The organism is Acidiphilium sp. 34-64-41, assembly GCF_002282635.1.
GTDB classification, from domain to species: Bacteria; Pseudomonadota; Alphaproteobacteria; order Acetobacterales; family Acetobacteraceae; genus Acidiphilium; species Acidiphilium rubrum.
Window position 1 is genome coordinate 1 of record NZ_NCJX01000054.1, and the last position, 16,674, is coordinate 16,674.

Genomic DNA, 16,674 nt, shown 5'->3' on the forward strand with positions numbered 1-16,674 from the left:
AACGCTGGAAGCGCTGGGACAGAACGTAACACCCGACGCCTTGATCCTCGGTGCCATCGGTCTCGGACCATATCAACAGGCAACGCTATAAGAGCCAAGGTGATTGTGCCCTGCGGCACGCTGAACGCACCGCCGCCGCCGAGCGCGATCTGGTTCGCGGCGACCGTGAGACCGGCGCCGGATGCGACCGCGATGGTCCCGCCGATCGTGGGTGTTGCGCCGTCGAGCAGCATCAGCCCGCCGCTGCCAGCGGTGAGGCCGGTGATCAGGCTGATCGCGTTGCTGGCATTGTCGAACACCGCACCCTGGCTGAAACTGCCGGCAAGGCTCGGTGCGATCACCACGCCGGTGCCGTTGAACCCGGTGCCGGTCAGCGCGAGTGCGGTGGCATCGAGCGTGCCGTCATTGACGACGCTGCCGCCAGCCAGGGTCATCGCCTGCGCCTGCAGATCGGTCATGTTGGTGATGGTGTTGCCGGCATCGATGGTGATGGTCGCGGCGAAGCTGGGCAGCGTGCCTTCGGTGAGGATTGTATCGGCCGCATAGGTCCCGCTGGGCAGCAGCACGCGACCCAACACAATATCCTGCGCGCCCGATCCGGCCAGGGCGGTGGCGAAGCTCGGCGCGATCGCGAGGCCACCAGCGGTTGTGCCGCCGAAATCGAGCGGCGTGCCCGGGGTGAACGGCGCGAGGGCAATGGTGCCGCTGGGGGCGCTCAGCGTGGCATTGGCATCGGTGATCGTGCCGGCGACCAGATTGATCGCATGGCCGGTGCCGACCGTGAGCGATCCGGCGAGCGTCAACCCGTTGGCCTCGATCAGGTCGATGCCTGCGGCCCGCACCGGGCCGGTGAGGATCAGGGGCGTGGTGTCGTTCACCACCAGTGAATTGCCGACGGTGAAGGCGCCGATCATGCCGATTGTGTTATTGCCGCCGAGATCGACCGGGCCCGTGATGGTGGCATCGCCGCTGGTCAGCGCGCCGATATTCAGGACGCCGCTGCCCGATTCCGTGACGCCGCCGGTGCTGGTAAGCGTAAGCGCGCCGGTGGTCGCCGCGCTGCCGGTGATCGCGATTGCGCCGGCACCGATCGCGGCGGACGCGGCGCTGAACGGACCGGCGATGGTCAGCGGATTGCCGGCGTTGTCGAGCTGGAACTGGCCGGTTGCGGCAAAACTGCCGATCGTGCCGATATCGTTACCCGGACCGGACAGCAAGACATCGCCGCCGGTGATCGTGCCGCCATCGGAGGTCAGCGTACCGGCGATGATGCTGCCGCCGGTGGCGGTAATGCCGGCATCGCTGCCGAGCGCGAGCACGCCGGACACCGATATAGGTGCCGCGAGATCCAGCCCATGGCCAGTGAGTGTGGCGGATGTGGCATCCAGCGCTCCGGTGACGCTGAGCGGCGTCCCGGCGTCGTTCAGCGCGAAAGTGCCGCCGGTCGTGAAGCCGGCCAGGGCACTGATGGCGTTGGCTGTACCATCGAGCAGCACATTATCGGCCGCGAGTGAACCGCCGCTGCCGGACAGGCTGCCGGCGACGATGCTGCCGCCGCTGATCTCATCGATGCCAGCAGTACTGGTCAGGGTGAGCGGGCCGGCACCGGTCAGAAGGCCCGAACTCATCGACACCGGTGCGCCTATCGTCAGCCCGCCCGCGGCAATCGAGGCGCCGGGTGCGCTGAGCGCTCCGGTAATCGCGAGCGGCGAACCCAGATCGCTCAAGGCGAACGAGCCGCCGCTGGTAACCGGCCCGAGGCTGGCGATGCTGTTGGCAGCACCCTCGAGCAGGGCGCTGCTCGAGGCACTCAGCGCGAGCGTGGCGGCGGTGATCGATCCGGTGACGGGCTCGCTGATGGTGCCGGCATCCACGGTCACGGCACCGACCGAAATCGGACCGTCCAGGACCAGCGAGGCGCCGCCATCGTTGAGCGCGAGCCTCCCCGCGGCGACAAACGCACCGATCGTGCCGATGCTGTTCTGGTTACCGAACGAAACAATCGCCAAAGGCGCGTTGGTCAGCAGCACATCGCCGCCGATCGTGCCGCCGTCCGAGGTCAGCGTCCCGGCACTGACATAAGCCCCAGGCGCTTCGGTGATCGTGCCGCCGGCGAGCAGGGCGAGCGTGCCGCTCGCGCTGACATTTCCCGCGATCGCGATGCTGCCGGCACCGCTGTCCAGGAGCGTGATGCCCGGCGCGATAATTGGCGCGCCGATGTTCATCACCCCGTTGGCGTCGATCTCCAGCGAACCGCTGACCTGCACTGCGGCACTGATCGAGACGGCGCCGCCCGAAGCCAAAGTGAGCACCGTGCCCGTGCTGGTCAGGCTGATCGCCGAAGCGACCGATAGCAGCGACGAGGCCGTGAGAATGATGGTGCCGGACAGGGTATCGAGCGTGCCGGGATCGACATAGGAAATCGTGTTGCTGTCGGTGCCGATCGTCGTGACGCCACCGACGCCCGTGGTACCCGCAGCGGTCGACCCGGCGCCGATCACCAGTGTCGCGGGATCGAGCAGGATGGTGCCGTCATGCCCATGGGTGGCAAACACCGTCTCAGTACCCGATAGCGAAATCACGCCATCGCTCGAGGTCTCGATCACGCCGCCACGACCGACACCCTGCGCCGAGATCGCGCCGTTCTGGGTGGTGCGCTGGGCGGACAGCAGGGTGACGCTGCCGCCAGTGCCGGTCTGCGTGGCATCGGCCGCGATCGTCGCACCGGCCGCGATGCTGACGCTGGTGGCTTTGGGTGCGGTCTTGTCGCCCGGCCCGCTCGCCGCCCGCACCGCATCGGTTCCCAGTGCAACGACACCGCCGCCGGCATCGCCCGAGGTATCAATCCGCGCCGTAGGAGCAACCCGCACCGCACCGGTCGCATCGACCGCGATGGTGCCCCCGCCGCTGCCAGGCTGGGCGCCGCGCGCGAGCAGGCTGCCGGCGACCTGCAGATCACCGCCGATGCCGGCGATGGTGATGGCACCCTTGCTCTGGCCCACGCTGTCGGCCTGCACCACGCCGCGGACATCGAGCAATTGCTGGATCACGCCATCGACCGCCTGCGCCGTCAGCGTGACCGTGCCGCCGTTTGCGACGATCAGCCCCTGGTTGGTCACCAGCGCATCAACCACGCGGCCGCCCAGATCGACCTTGCGCACCGCCTGCGTCACATCGATCGAGACCAGCCCATCGCCGGAAATATCGAGCGTGAAGGTCGAGGCACCGGCCAGAATAACATGGCCAAGCGTCGCGGTGATGGTGCCGCGGTTGATCACCTGCGGGGCGACGAAGGCGGCGAGGCCGGCCTGTTTCATCGTGATGGTGCCGTCGTTCACGATGCGCGCGCCCGGCTTCGGCGGTGCATCGAACACCATGTGCCCGGCCATGAAATTCTTGGCGGAAATGCCGGCGGTGCTGACCACCAGGCTCTCCGCGTTCACCTGCGAACCGGGCGTGAACACCACGCCGGACTGGTTCATCAGCACGATCTGGCCGTTCGCGTCGATCCGCCCCGCGATGATCGAAGGGTTGTTCGAAATCACCCGGTTCAGCGCGATCGCCTGCGCGTTCGGCTGCTTGAACGTCACTTTCGCGGCCGAGCCCACGTTGAAGCTCTGCCAGTTGATCGCGGTCCGGGCGCTCGACTGCGTGATGGTCACGCTGCCCGGCGCCTGCGCGATGCTCGCCTGCCCGCCGACCACCTGGCCGCCCTGCGGGGTGGTGTTGGCGGGCAGCGCCGGTGGATTGGCCCGCACCGGCCCGCTCGCCACCAAGGCGGCGCTCAGCGCGGTAGACGCAAGCAACAATCGACGCCGCCGCGCGCTGTGCAGGTCGCCGGTATGGTCAATCATGAGGTGCTGCCCGATCGATCATATGCCCATCAATAGCGTGCTACCACGCCCCAATAAACTGCGGTGCCGGATAACGGTGCCACGCCGCTGTTGACCGGCTGCAACCGTGTCACGAAGCGGTGAACCCCCTCGATATCGAACTCAAGCGTTGCGGTCAGGCGAAACCGCGCGCCGATGCCGGCCGAGGCGAGGCGGTAGTTGTTATGCGTCTCGCCCGCCAGCAATTTATCGTTCTGCCAGTTCTCGCCATAGTCATAAAACCCGTAAAATTGGCTGCCGAGGTTGATTTGCCGACCGAACGCCGTGAAATCGACCGGCGTGTTCAACTGCACCTCGGCGCTGGCATAAAGCGCCTTGTCGCCGGTCACCTCACCTGAATAATAGCCTTGAGCGATGCGGTTGCCGCCGAGGTAGAACTCTTCGGACGAGGGCAGCACATCCGGCGTATACTGGCCGCCGAGCGCGCCCTGCACCGCCACGGTGGCACCGGCGAACGGGCTGAACAGGGTCTGGGTGCGCTCGATCGCGCCATCGAGCTTGAAGAAGGTGAACGTCTCTCCCACCCGCCCCGCATTGGTCCGCCCGTTGGCCGAGGCGCCCAGGATCGACACGCCCTTCGAGAGCAGCAGCGATGCGGTGGTCAGCGCCACGCGATCACCGCCCAGCGCATCATCGGTGAAGGCCTCGTTCAGTTCGAAGCGGATGGCGCGGACCGAATCGCTCGATGTCGCCGCCTCGCCGCCGCCGATGCCCGATGCCGTGTCGATCAGATTCTGCGTGCCATCGAGGCTGAGTTTGGCCGCCAGCGTATCGCCGCGCCGCAGCAGCAGCGGATAGCTCGCATTGATCCCAAACACTTCGAGGTAGGATTTATAGCCGATTTCGCGCAGCACCCCGCTCGGCTGCGATCGCCCGGCACCGGCATAGACCCCGATGCGCAACCCGCTGGCACCGACAAAAAAACTCTCGGCCGCCTGGCCGAAATTATTGGTGCTGCCGGAGGTATGAAACAGCGAGATCTGCGTCTGATCGCCCAGCGCGGTCATGCTGTTGACATCGGCAACCGCAAGACCCTCGGCCGGGCCGGTTTCCCGAAAGCCACGATTATCCGCGGTCAGCAGGCCGGAGACTTGTTGGTGTCGCACCTCCGCCACCAGGGTCAGCGCGCCGGGGGCGGCATCGTTGCGCTGCAGCACGGCGGTGACCGAAACGCCGGGGATTTCCTCGGCCAGCAGCAGCCAATGTTCGAGCGAGGCTTCGCGGACCGGGCGTTCGCGGGTCAGATGATCGAGGAATTTCAGCACCAGCGAGCCGACCGGCCCGATGTCGCGCGACAGTTTGACGGTGACGATATGGCCTTCGGTAACGATGAAACGCAGATCGCCGCCGGCGTTGATCTCGGCCGACACCGCCGTCAGCACGAAGCCATGATCGCGATACAGCGACACCAGTCGCAGCCGCGCCGCCTCGACGCTGGCGAGCGGCACGGCCGGGCCGACCAGCGGGCCGATGGTATGGGCGAGCACCGACGCTGGAAACGCCGTCGCCCCGATCACCGCGGCCGAGCGCACCGGCACGGCGGCATGCGGCACCGCACCTTCCTGCCCGAGCGGCTGGAAATTCGGCAGCGACCGGCCGAGATTAGGCGGCGCCTTGGGCAGAATATGTGGGATGGGGGATGCCTGCGGCACCTGATTCAGCAACGCCGGCGGGGCTGCCGTCTGGCCATAAGCCACGGTCCCGCCCGCAACCATGAGCAGGCCAAACCCCTGGCCCAACAACCACCCCGACCGCCGTCTCATCCGTCTCGCCACTCCGTACCCATTAACAGATTGATAACACAAAGTGGCCAAAACATGAAGGCCGCTTAACCGAAACGAACGCGCCGTTCACGATATTTGGGCGAGGCGTGGTTTTTTGGACAAACCTGAGAGGGCAACGAACGTGACGTAGAGAAAAAGGGGGGCGTTCGAAGATTGCCATTTACTCGATCTGCACCTTGCTTCCCTCCTTTCATATTGGCAAAAGAGGTAGCGTTGCAGAGCATGGGTCCGATGGTGCTTGCGCGCTCCGATTGCCAAAGTATCGGATAAGCGTCGGGCAACACACCAAATGTGGTGGAGTGTGCCTTCGCCTCAATTCTGCGAGTTGTGAGTTAAAGGGGCGACTGATGTGACTAAGGCGGGCGTACAGCACATAGCCAATGAGTCGGAGGAAGTGTCGTGCGGCCTCTGACCTATTCAATTTCCTTCGTAGGAGTTTCGTTATTTTTCGTAGCACTGAATTATACAACCAACCTGCCGTACTTCGAAAATTTCAGGGCATCCCCAGTATTTCTAATTTCCGCTACATTTTTCTTCTGGTGGGTTAAGATGTTATTTTATGTAACAAGAGTAAGTCTTGGTCCACTGATTTCGACGCAATTACTTTCGCTTGGGCTAAATTTTGGCCTTAAAAATTTATTTTCAAGCGATCCAAAATTATTTGGCTTCGTATCAGATATTCTATACTATCTATCAACTGCATTTTCTGTTATAAGCATAATTTTTATCTTGGCTTTCATTGTAAAAGTTTGGCGATTAAATAAAAATAGTCAGGCCAATTAGGTTTTAATTTCGATATTTCATCTCATAATACATTTTTAATTTGTAAACCGCAATGCGAGCTAACGAACAGATACGTGTCGTCGCTGAAGTGAAGCCATGTCTCTCTGCTATCGCGACATACCGAACATTGGCCCCCGCCGCGGTGCGAGGCGCTGTTTCAGCGAAACGCAACGTATCGATGAGACAGCTGGCGCTGAGCAGGTCCAGTGGTGATTCACGAGAATCTGCGACTGACTATATCTCGACGTTTTTAAGCAAATCTCCTAGCGCAATGTACCGAGAAAATTCTACTTTTCAATCCCATTAATAGCAGGCGAGATCACCAAGAGAGTGGCCAGAAAACGATACATTATCTGCATAATCGGCGAGCTTCGTGCCAGGATCGATCGCATAGTTATAGGATTCACTCGGCAAGCCCAGCGCTTGGAGAATGTTGAGGGTTCAATCATCAATCTGGGGTGGTCCTTGTGCTGCAGAAGGTCGGTCGCCCGTTGGCTAATGCGCCTGAGGCGGGGGCCATTTACCTTCGCTCAGCAGCCGCTTGACCTCCTTTGGGTGCGGCGGTGGCCAGGGGAAACCGGCAGCTTTGATTTTCTGAATCGCCGCTTCGCGTGATCTCCAAAGCGCACTGTTGGGGTCCATGCGATCGTTGATCGCGAAGCGCGGCATGGTCGAACCGCTTGCGGGTGCCGCGATCCAGATCGAAGCTCCGTGGTCCATCAGGAGATTGACCATATCCCAATTTTGGGCCGCAGCGGCGTCGCTAAGGGCTGTGATGCCAATTCCGTTGCGGCTATTGATGTCCGCATTGTACGAAAGAAGGAGCTTTGCCGCCGCAATTAAATTATGGAGTGCTGCATTTGAGAGCGCAGGGCGAGTCTGCATCATGCCATTCGGATCGGCCCCTGCATCGAGAAGATCCTTGAGTATTTCTGTATTTGAATTATATACGGCCTGGTTAATCGGCGCTCTATTTGGTCCGCCGTTCGGATTTGCACCCGCACGCAGGAGTGCCGATACCATTGCTCGATTCTCTCGCTCGACTGCAATTAACAACGCGGTAACGCCATCGGGTGCAATGGTACTGACGCCGGCGATGAGGTCCGATCCCGTTTCGACAGCTTCGAGAATCCGCCCTTTCGCTACGTGCTCGGCGAACAATAGTTGGGCCGGATCATCGAAGGATGTTGGATTAAAAAAGAATTGCATTAATTCTGTCCCAGAAATAATTGGCCTATCATGGGCAACCCAAGTCATTCATTTTGGTGGCCAGTGATTGTTTGACAGAGTCCATTCCATGCGCGTCCCAGCTATACGGGTTGGCCGAAACAGGCGGTAATTCAAAACGTTTCCCGTACGCCGATGGAAAAATAGATGAATCTTGCGTTGTTGAAAGGATATCGTCCGCAGTGTGATATGCCGTGACAGGTGCCTGAAGCGACGGAAAACCTCCAGTTGTGGCTGCGTTTAGACCAGCTGCGTTGAAAATTGTCGCTGGCTTCCCAGTCACAACCGAGGCAGCAGATGCTAGACCTCCTCCAAGAGAGTGGCCAGTAAGCGATAAGTTATCTGTGTAATCTGCGAGATTCGTGCCAAGCTTGATAGCACTATTATAGGATCGACTCGGCATGCCGAACGCTTGGAGCATGTTGTGGCTCCAGTCGTCGATCGAAGCTGATCCTCTGAATGCGGCCACGTATGATGGGTTGTCTGCCGGTCCCGATGCGTAAAGCGCGGCGCGGAAAGGTGAATCTTCGGGTGATAAATCGCTGGGCTCCAAACCTAACGACGCCAACTCCTTTCGTCCGTCTTCCGTCGCCGGGTCGAGATAGCGGTACCCGTCCGGTAACGTCATATCTTTTCCGTAAACATGTGTCGAAAGCTGCGCCATATCCTTCGCATGCGCCAACTGCGCGCAATCGGGATCGTTCACCGCTTCCCGCTCGATCGGACGAGCGGCACCGGCGGCCGCCTTTTCCGTCGTATCCTCCGCAACGGGCGCTTTTTCCGGAAAACCTTCGATCAGTCGGATCCGGCTGATCAGGACCGTCAGGAACGTCATGACGCCGAGTTGAATGAGTGCAGACGCCAGTTCCTTCGCCGCGGCATTGATCTGCTGTTGCGTCCGCGCCGTACAGGCCTCGACGACCGCCTGCATGAAGCTGCGGATGGCGAGCAGCCCGGCGTAGCCGTCGGCGGTCCACGCCAGCCCCACCAGCAAGGTATCGATTACGACATTGAGCCCTGGTACGCCCTGAGCGGCGGCGAGCCCGCTCAAGCCGACCGCGAGGATACTCAGATGGATCGGGGTCAGCAACTCTTTCAGCTGCTTCTGAAGCGCAATCCAATCGGCTCCGGCAACCGCCTGAAAATCGTGCTGATCGAACATGGCCTCGAATATCGCTACGATCCTCTGTTGGACGGACCAATTGCTGATATCGCCGACAGGCCGTGGTACCACCGATTCCGGATGGCGGCGCACCATCGCCGCATGCAGAAACGCCGGGCTCTTGAAATAAAATGTCGCGAGCAACGGGCTATGAACGTCCTGATTAAGCTGCAGCACCAGCGCCGGATCAGCGATCCGGCTGGCAAGACCAGGACGCCACTCGTCGTAGAACCGCCGTATCCTCCCCATGGCGGATGGGGAAGATCGCGCCTCCCGCAGCATCGCATCATAGGCACGCGCCCCCTGGCGGCCTTCAGCAAGAGCGTGTGGAAACACCTCGAAGCGGCGCAGCAGGACGGTATCGTTGTTTATCGGCAGGATCAGCAACACACCCTGCGACACGTTGAGTTCCAGATAGGGGCGCGGCGGGGTCCTGCTCGCTCGCGCCTGATACGGAGACATTCCGTCCATCACAATTTACCCATGTTCCCGACGCCCTACCCGTTCGTTAAGCATATCGAAGCACCATCGCCAATACGGGAGTCTTGCCGATCCGCACTGGGCCCGAGGAGAAAACGCAGTCACCGACGTTCCGTTTACCGTGCCGAATGCCATCCCCGCCCAATGTCTCACAAGTTCGTATGAAAATTAATAACGCGACGTTCATTTAAATTTTGTTCATGATCCAATCATCTTTACGACGTCGGCCTCCCGAAACGAGCTACCTGTGCTAACGTACCATAAAACGGTATCATGAGGCTTGGAGCGACACGCTGATGGATGTGCTGACCGATCTACTTGAAATCCAGACGCCGTTGCCGCCCGACTCCTTCAAGGCGACAGGTGTTCTAGGCGGATGCGATCTGAGCCAACCCTTTGCCTATACCGTTACGCTCCGCACCGGCCTCTCCATCATCCAGGTCGACCAGCTCCTCCACCAACCCGTCACGATCACCATCGCCCAGGGCGGCCCGCATCTCTGCTATCTCAATGGCCTGGTCGTCAGCATCACACAGATGCCCTCCACCTCCACCGGCTCCACCCTGCTCGCCTCCCAATCCTATTGGGATTACGAAATTGTCATCGTCCCCAAGCTGCACTTCCTTGAACAGACCCGCGACTGCCGCTTTTTCGAGAACAAATCATCCCTCGATATCGCCCAGCAAATCCTCCCCGAATTCGGCGTCACCGATGTCGAATACCGCATCAACGGCAACCCGCCGAGCCGACCCTACACGGTCATGTTCAACGAAACCTATCTCGGCTTCCTCAACCGCATCCTCGCCGAGGATGGGCTGTTCTATTTTTTCGAACACAGCGACGGCAAGCACACGCTGGTGATCGGTAATTCCAACGCTGCCTTCAAAACCCTGCCGGCTTCGCCTCTCATGTTTTCCTCACTCAGCGGCATCGAGGCCAGCGTCCACACCTGGCACCGCGCCGATGCCACCACGCTCGGCACCTCAACCATGGGCGATTACAACCCGACCACCGCCTCAACCGCGATCAAAGGCGACGAGCCGACGATTTTGACGGCACCCGGTGTCGCCAACCGCACCCATTACCATTGGCCAAGCTGGGCGCCCGACCCCGGCACCGCCCAGACAATCGCCAAGCGGCACATGCAGGCGCATGAAGCGCGCGCTCAGGTGTATGAGGGTAGCGCCACCATCCCCGATCTCTACGTCGGCGGCCAGATCACGCTCACCGGCGACCCCACCGCCGACGGCGGCGCCAGTGACTACGTGCTGACTTCCGTCGCGCTGGCAATCAGCGATCAGGGCGGGGCAATGACCAACGCACGCGATCCCGGCATCACGCTCTCACTCACCGCCATCCCCGCCAAAACCCCCTGGCAGCCCATTCCGCTGCCCAAGCCGGCTATGGCCGGTTTCTATTCCGCAACCGTGATCGGCCCGCAAGGCGAGGAGATCTACACCGACGATCTCGGTCGCATCAAAGTGCAGTTCCCCTGGGATCACCGCGGCGAGACCACGTCATCGGGTAGTTTCTGGCTCCGCGTGGTGCAGCCCTGGTCGGGCGGTGGCTGGGGCGCGCAGTTCATCCCGCGCATTGGCCAGGAGGTCGCGGTCACCTTCCTCGAAGGCGATATCGATCGCCCGGTCGCGGTCGGCGCGCTGTATAATTCGACCAACACGCCGATTTTCCCGGCCAGCGACAAGAACAAGAGCGGGTTTCGCTCCCGCTCGACCAAGGGCGGCGGGGCGGCGGATTACAACGAAATCTCGTTCGACGACACGATGGGTTCGGAAATCCTGCTGTTCCACGCCCAGAAGGATCATGTCATCGAGGTCGAGAACGACCAGACCATGACCGTCGATGCCAACCGCACCGTCACGGTGAAAGAGAACGAAGCGATCACAGTCCAGGGGACCCAGACCGTCAAGGTGACCAAGGCCGTCCTCTATGAATCCGATACGTCGATCACCTTGAAAGTGGGTGACAGCACGATCGTGATGGATCACACCAGCATCACGCTGAAATCGCTGATGATCAAGATCGAAGCCGAATCATTGCTTCAGACCGATGGAAAGATCGCCCAGCACAAGGCAGGGACGCTGATGATCCAGAATGCCCCCATCATCAAGGTGAATTGAGCGATGGACGCCGCATCGATGGACAAGCTCCGCGACGCTGACCGCGACGCGATCGTCGCCCGCGCGACGCTCGGTCCCGAGGCACGCAGCGCGATCACCGACTGCACCACGGTGCCCCATTTGATCGCCACGCTCGCCGGCAACGGCTTCCTCGTCGAGGCCGCGCGCTGTTTCGCCCATGCCTTGCCCCGGCGCGAGGCGGTCTGGTGGGCGTGCATGTGCGCCCAGTCCAACGCCCCCCCCGATCTCGCCGAACCCGACCGCAGTGCCCGGGAAGCCGCTGAAACCTGGGTCCGCACCCAGACCGAAGCGTCCCGCTACGCCGCAATGGCGCTGGCCGAACAGGTCGGCTTCCAAACACCGGAAGCCTGGGCCGCGGTCGGTGCCTTCTGGTCCGGCCCCAGCATCGCCCCCGAAGCCATGCCGCCCAATCCCCCCGCCCCGCACCTCACCGGCGTCGCCGTCGCCGGCGCGGTCACCCTCGCCTCGGTGCGCGGCGATCCCGCGCTGCGGCTGATGCGCCTCGAACGCTATCTCGGTGCCGCGCGCGATATCGCCCAGGGCGGCGCGGGTCGGATCGCGCGCGAAGACGCGTCGTGACCCTCATCCTCAGCATGTTGCGCTGCCCGGATGCGGCACCGCCGGAAACCCGGCGGCTGGAAGGCGGCGAATTCCGCATCGGCCGCGGTTCCGATAACGATTGGGTGCTGGCCGACCCCGAGCGCGTGCTGTCCAAGCGCCATTGCGTCATCGCGTGGCGCGGCGGTGCCTGGCAGATCGCCGATACCAGCACCAACGGCACCTTCATCAACCGCGATGCCGCCCCGCTCGGCAGCGGCGGCGTACACACGCTGGCCGACGGCGATCGGATCCGGTTCGGCGCCTATGAAATCGAGGCGCGGATGCAATCCGCCGCCGCCTTCGCACCACCGGCCCCGCCGCGCGCCGGCTATAACGACCCGTTCGGCGATGATCCGTTCGCAACACCGAGCGCACCCGCCGCCCCGCCCGCGCCGGACAGCTGGTTCGGCGGCGGCAATTCGATCGCGTTGCCGAGTGATTTCGATCCGCTCGCGCCCGATGAGTCGCTGTTCGGCCGGCCGGTCGCCGATCATTCGGCCGCACATCAGGACGCATTCCGCCCGCCGCCGCTGGCACCGAAACTCCTGCCCGATGATTGGGATCTGTCGGTCACGCCGCCTCCGCCGCGCCCGCCGGCGCCCGAAACCTTCAACCCAACCCCAGTGCCGCCACCGCCGCCACCGGCCGCGCCGCCCATCACGTCCGATCACCCCGATCTGCTCACCGCCTTCCTCACCGCCGCCGGCATGCCCGATGCACCGGTCGGCGGCGATCCTGCCGTCATGATGCGCCGGCTCGGCGGTGCGTTCCGCGCGATGGTCGCGGGTCTGCGCCAGAGCATGATCGCGCGCGCCGCGATCAAGGGCGAATTCCGGATCGAACAGACCATGATCCGCGCCAAGGGCAACAACCCGCTGAAATTCTCCGCCGATGATGACGATGCGATGGCCGCCCTGCTCGGCATCGGCCGCCGCACCGATATGGCGGCCGACGCCGCTGTGAGCGATGCGCTGCGCGACATCCGTCTGCACGAAATCGCGGTGATGGGAGCGATGCAAGCCGCCGTGCGCGCCCTGCTCGATCGGTTCGATCCCAGCCTGCTGCGCGCCGAGGGCGAGCAGGGCCGCGCCATGATCCCGGCCCAGCGCAAGGCGCGCGCGTTCGATGCGTTCGAGGCGCTGCACGGCGAAATCACCCGCGCCCTGACCGATGATTTCGACAGCGTGTTCGGCAAGGCCTTCGCGCGCGCCTACGAAGCCGCCTTGGCCGAAGCCGAGGCGCGCGAACGATGAAACGACTGATCCTCGCCCTGCCGCTCCTGCTCGCCGCCTGCGGCGGCACGCCGCCACCGCCCCCGCCGGCGACGCTCGGGCTCACCATCATCGGCGGCGCCACCCAGAACGCCGATGCCACAGGCACTGCCGAGCCGGTCGCCGTGCGCATCTATCCGCTGGCCGCATCGGGCAAGTTCAACGCGGCCGATCCCTATTCGCTGATGAGCCACGCGAGCACCGTGCTCGGCACCGATCTGGCCGGCCCGTCCGACCAGGTGATCGTGCCGCCCGGCGCGACGGTGCATCTCGATCGCCGCCTGCCGGATGGCGCGCAGGCACTTGGCATCGCCGTGCTGTTCCGCGCGATCGATCAGGCGCAGTGGCGGCTGCTCGCCCCGCTGACGCCGCATAAACCGAACGATCTGGTCTTGCGGTTGAACGGCGTGACGGCCAAACTGGTGCCTAACATCAAAAAAGGCTGATCGGCGATGAGTTGGACCAACCGGGTCGTCTGGCAGGAGGGAATGTTTCTCCGCTCGCAACATTTCCAGCAGCAGGATCGCTGGCTGGATGCGTTGCTGCGCGGCCGGATTGCATCATTGGTGCCCTACCCCTGGGGCATCACCCACGCCACGATCAACCGCGACCTGCTCGGCACCGGCAGGTTCGCGTTAGCCGAGGCGGCCGGCGTGTTCGAGGATGGCACGCCCTTCGCTCTGCCGAACGAGGCCGATCACCCCGCACCGTTCGATGTGCCGGAAGCCACCCGCAACGTGCTGGTGCATCTGGCCCTGCCGATCCGCCAGCCCGGTGCGGCCGAAATCGCCGCACCCGATGGCAGCACCGAAGGGCGCTACACCGCCGCGCGGTTCGAGGCGTACGACACCCATTCCGCCTCGCCCGAACCGGCCGAAGTGCTGATCGGCCGGCTGCGGCTGCGCTACATGCTCGATACCGAGGATCGCGCGGGATTCCTGTGCCTGCCGATGGCCCGCATCATCGAGGTTTCGGCCGATAAACGCGTCACGCTCGACGAGCGCTGGTGCCCCCCCGCGCTGGCCTGCCACGCCGCCGCCCCGCTCGCCGGGCTGATCACCGAGTTTTCCGGCATGATCCACCAGCGCGGCGAGGCGCTGGCCGCACGGCTCAACGCGCCCGGCACCCGCGGCGTGGCGGAAGTGCAGGATTTCATGCTGCTGCAGTCGATCAACCGCTGGCAGGCGCTGTTGCAGCATTGGGCGGATGCCGCGGTGATCCACCCGGAAACACTCTACGCCGCCTTCGTCGAAATGGCGGCCGAGTTCGCCACCTTCATCGAGGGTACGCGCCGGCCCAACACCTATCCCGGCTACCGGCATGAGGATCTGCAACGCAGCTTTGCCCCGGTCGTGGCCGATCTGCGCCGCTCGCTGTCCGCGGTGATCGAACAGAACGCGATCGCGATTCCCTTGCAGGAGCGCCGGCACGGCGTGCACGTCGGCCCGATCAACGATCGTTCGATCCTGCGGGCATCGAATTTCGTCCTCACCGTCCAGGCGGATGTGCCGGGCGAAACCCTGCGGCGGCTGTTCCCGGCACAGGTGAAAATCGGCGCGGTCGAACAGATCAGGGAGTTGGTCAACGTCGCACTGCCGGGCATTTCGGTCCGGCCCTTGCCGGTCGCCCCACGCCAGATCCCGTTCTACGCGGGTGCGAGCTATTTCGAGCTCGATCGCGGCAGCCCGCATTGGCAGCAGATGCAGAATTCGGGCGCCTTCGCCCTGCATGTCTCGGGCGAGTTTCCGGGCATGAAACTCGAACTCTGGGCGATCCGCGGATGAGCGACAATCCGTTCTCCGAACCCGACGATAGCGACCGCACGACCATTCGTCCATCGCCGGGCGGCAGGCGCCCACCGCCCGCACCGCCGCCGCCGCCGTCCGGCGGCGGTTCCGAACCCCCCGCGCCACCGCCGCCGGGCGGTGGCGCCGAGACGCTCAATTTCGGCTCGACACCGCTGCTCGCCGCCGCCGCGCCCTTGCTGCAATTGCTCGCCCGCCTGCGCAACACGCTGCAACCGCCCGATTCCGGCGATCTGCGCGAGCGTGCGGCGCGTGCCCTGCGCGATTTCGAAATCGCCGGGCGCCAGGCGCAAGTCCCGGTCGATCAACTCCGTCCCGCGCATTACGCGCTCTGCGCCAGCCTCGATGACGTGGTGCTCGCCACCCCCTGGGGCAGCCAGGGTGCCTGGGCGCAGCGCTCGCTGGTATCGACCTTTCATCAGGAGGTGCGTTCCGGCGAGCGGTTCTTCGACATATTGAAGCAGATCCGCGAAAGCCCCGGCCAGTTCCTTGCGGTGCTCGAACTGATGTATGTCTGCCTCTCGCTCGGCTACATGGGCCGCTACCGGCTCAGCCCGCGCGGACCGGCCGAAATCGATCGGCTGCGCGAGGATATCTACGCGACCATTCGCCGCGCCCGCCCGCCGGGCGATCCGGCGCTGGCGCCGCATTGGCAGGGCGTCGCCGCGGCGTATCGTCCCCGGCGCGCCTCCGTGCCGGTATGGGTGGCGGGGGCCGCGGCGCTCGGTGTGCTGGCGCTGGTCTATGCGAGCCTCGACTACACGCTCGCCGGCGCGTCCGGCGCGCTCTACAACCGCGCGGTCGCGGCCGATCCTTCGCGCCGGTGGCACCATCCCCCACCGTGCTCGACCGGCTGCGCGGATTTCTCTCGCCCGAAATCGCCAAGGGCGAGGTCAGCGTGCTGGGCAGCGTGAATGCGCCGATCGTGCGGATCAACAATACCGGCCTGTTCGATTCCGGCAGCGCCACCGTGCAGGCGCAGGCTTTGCCGCTGATGGGCAAAATCGGCCAGGCACTCGCGCGTGAGCGCGGCCAGGTCCAGGTGATCGGCTATACCGACAGCCAGCCAATCCACACGCTGCAATTCCCGAACAACCTCGTGCTCTCGCAGGACCGCGCCCGCGCCGCCGCCGCCGTGCTGGACCGTTCGATCGGCGATCAGAGCCGCATCACCGCCGAGGGTCGGGGCGCGGCCTCGCCGATCGCGAGTAACGCGACGGCTGCCGGCCGCGCACTCAATCGCCGGATCGAGATCGTGCTGATCCGGGGAACTGCGCCATGAGCGCAGTTTTAACAGCAAAGCGAGCACTGCTTTTTTTGAAAAAAAAGCAGCAAAAAAACTTTTGGTCGATTAAGCCCGTGCCAGCGAAACCACCCATGCCCCCAACCACCAAAAGTTTTTTGCTGCTTTTTTACAAAAAAGCAGTCTTGTCCTTCCCTTCCTTTCTCACACCGGCTCCCCGATGAACGCCCGCCTGGCCCGCTGGCTTCTGACCGGCCTCGGCGGCGC

11 protein-coding genes are annotated in these 16,674 nt (G+C 63.5%); 7 read left to right on the plus strand and 4 right to left on the minus strand.

Annotation, left to right across the window (positions count from 1 at the left end):
• The 4 genes from B7X49_RS11675 to B7X49_RS11690 form a co-directional block, all read right to left on the minus strand.
• Window positions 1-3,854: filamentous hemagglutinin N-terminal domain-containing protein (locus B7X49_RS11675; protein WP_286703934.1), on the minus strand; the 3,854-nt coding region annotated here is incomplete at its 3' end.
• 29 nt (window positions 3,855-3,883) lie between these two features.
• Window positions 3,884-5,656: a ShlB/FhaC/HecB family hemolysin secretion/activation protein gene (locus B7X49_RS11680; RefSeq protein ID WP_286703935.1), complete on the minus strand. Its 1,773-nt coding sequence runs from the start codon at window positions 5,654-5,656 to the stop codon at window positions 3,884-3,886.
• Window positions 5,657-6,955: 1,299 nt separating this feature from the next.
• Window positions 6,956-7,717, minus strand: coding sequence for an ankyrin repeat domain-containing protein (locus B7X49_RS11685; RefSeq protein ID WP_286703936.1), 762 nt, complete (start codon window positions 7,715-7,717; stop codon window positions 6,956-6,958).
• A complete protein-coding gene (locus tag B7X49_RS11690; protein ID WP_286703937.1) occupies window positions 7,698-9,320 on the minus strand; it encodes an Mbeg1-like protein in 1,623 nt (540 codons plus the stop codon). The genes B7X49_RS11685 and B7X49_RS11690 overlap by 20 nt, the downstream gene beginning before the upstream one ends.
• Window positions 9,321-9,625: 305 nt before the next feature.
• On the opposite strand from B7X49_RS11690, the gene B7X49_RS11695 reads away from it, so the two are divergent.
• Genes B7X49_RS11695 through tssL form a run of 7 tightly spaced genes read left to right on the plus strand, consistent with a single transcriptional unit; the run spans window position 9,626 to window position 16,446 of the window.
• The gene (locus B7X49_RS11695; RefSeq protein ID WP_286703938.1) at window positions 9,626-11,467 is read left to right on the plus strand and encodes a type VI secretion system Vgr family protein; all 1,842 of its coding nucleotides are present in this window, start codon (window positions 9,626-9,628) and stop codon (window positions 11,465-11,467) included.
• Window positions 11,468-11,470: 3 nt separating this feature from the next.
• Entirely contained in the window at window positions 11,471-12,067 is a 597-nt protein-coding gene (locus B7X49_RS11700; protein WP_286703939.1) for a DUF6931 family protein, read from the plus strand.
• On the plus strand, window positions 12,064-13,341 hold the full coding sequence (gene tagH / locus B7X49_RS11705) for a type VI secretion system-associated FHA domain protein TagH (RefSeq protein WP_286703940.1): 1,278 nt from the start codon (window positions 12,064-12,066) through the stop codon (window positions 13,339-13,341). The genes B7X49_RS11700 and tagH overlap by 4 nt, the downstream gene beginning before the upstream one ends.
• Window positions 13,338-13,805, plus strand: a complete 468-nt coding sequence (tssJ, locus tag B7X49_RS11710; protein ID WP_286703941.1) for a type VI secretion system lipoprotein TssJ — start codon at window positions 13,338-13,340, stop codon at window positions 13,803-13,805. The genes tagH and tssJ overlap by 4 nt, the downstream gene beginning before the upstream one ends.
• 6 nt (window positions 13,806-13,811) lie before the next feature.
• Window positions 13,812-15,143 carry a type VI secretion system baseplate subunit TssK gene (gene tssK / locus B7X49_RS11715; RefSeq protein WP_286703942.1) on the plus strand — a complete coding sequence of 444 codons (1,332 nt, stop codon included), beginning with the start codon at window positions 13,812-13,814 and terminating at the stop codon, window positions 15,141-15,143.
• Window positions 15,140-16,078, plus strand: coding sequence for a type IVB secretion system protein IcmH/DotU (gene icmH / locus B7X49_RS11720; RefSeq protein ID WP_286839477.1), 939 nt, complete (start codon window positions 15,140-15,142; stop codon window positions 16,076-16,078). Before tssK ends, icmH begins: the two co-directional genes overlap by 4 nt.
• Window positions 15,988-16,446, plus strand: coding sequence for a type VI secretion system protein TssL, long form (gene tssL, locus B7X49_RS11725; RefSeq protein ID WP_286839480.1), 459 nt, complete (start codon window positions 15,988-15,990; stop codon window positions 16,444-16,446). Before icmH ends, tssL begins: the two co-directional genes overlap by 91 nt.
• Window positions 16,447-16,674 lie beyond the last annotated feature (228 nt).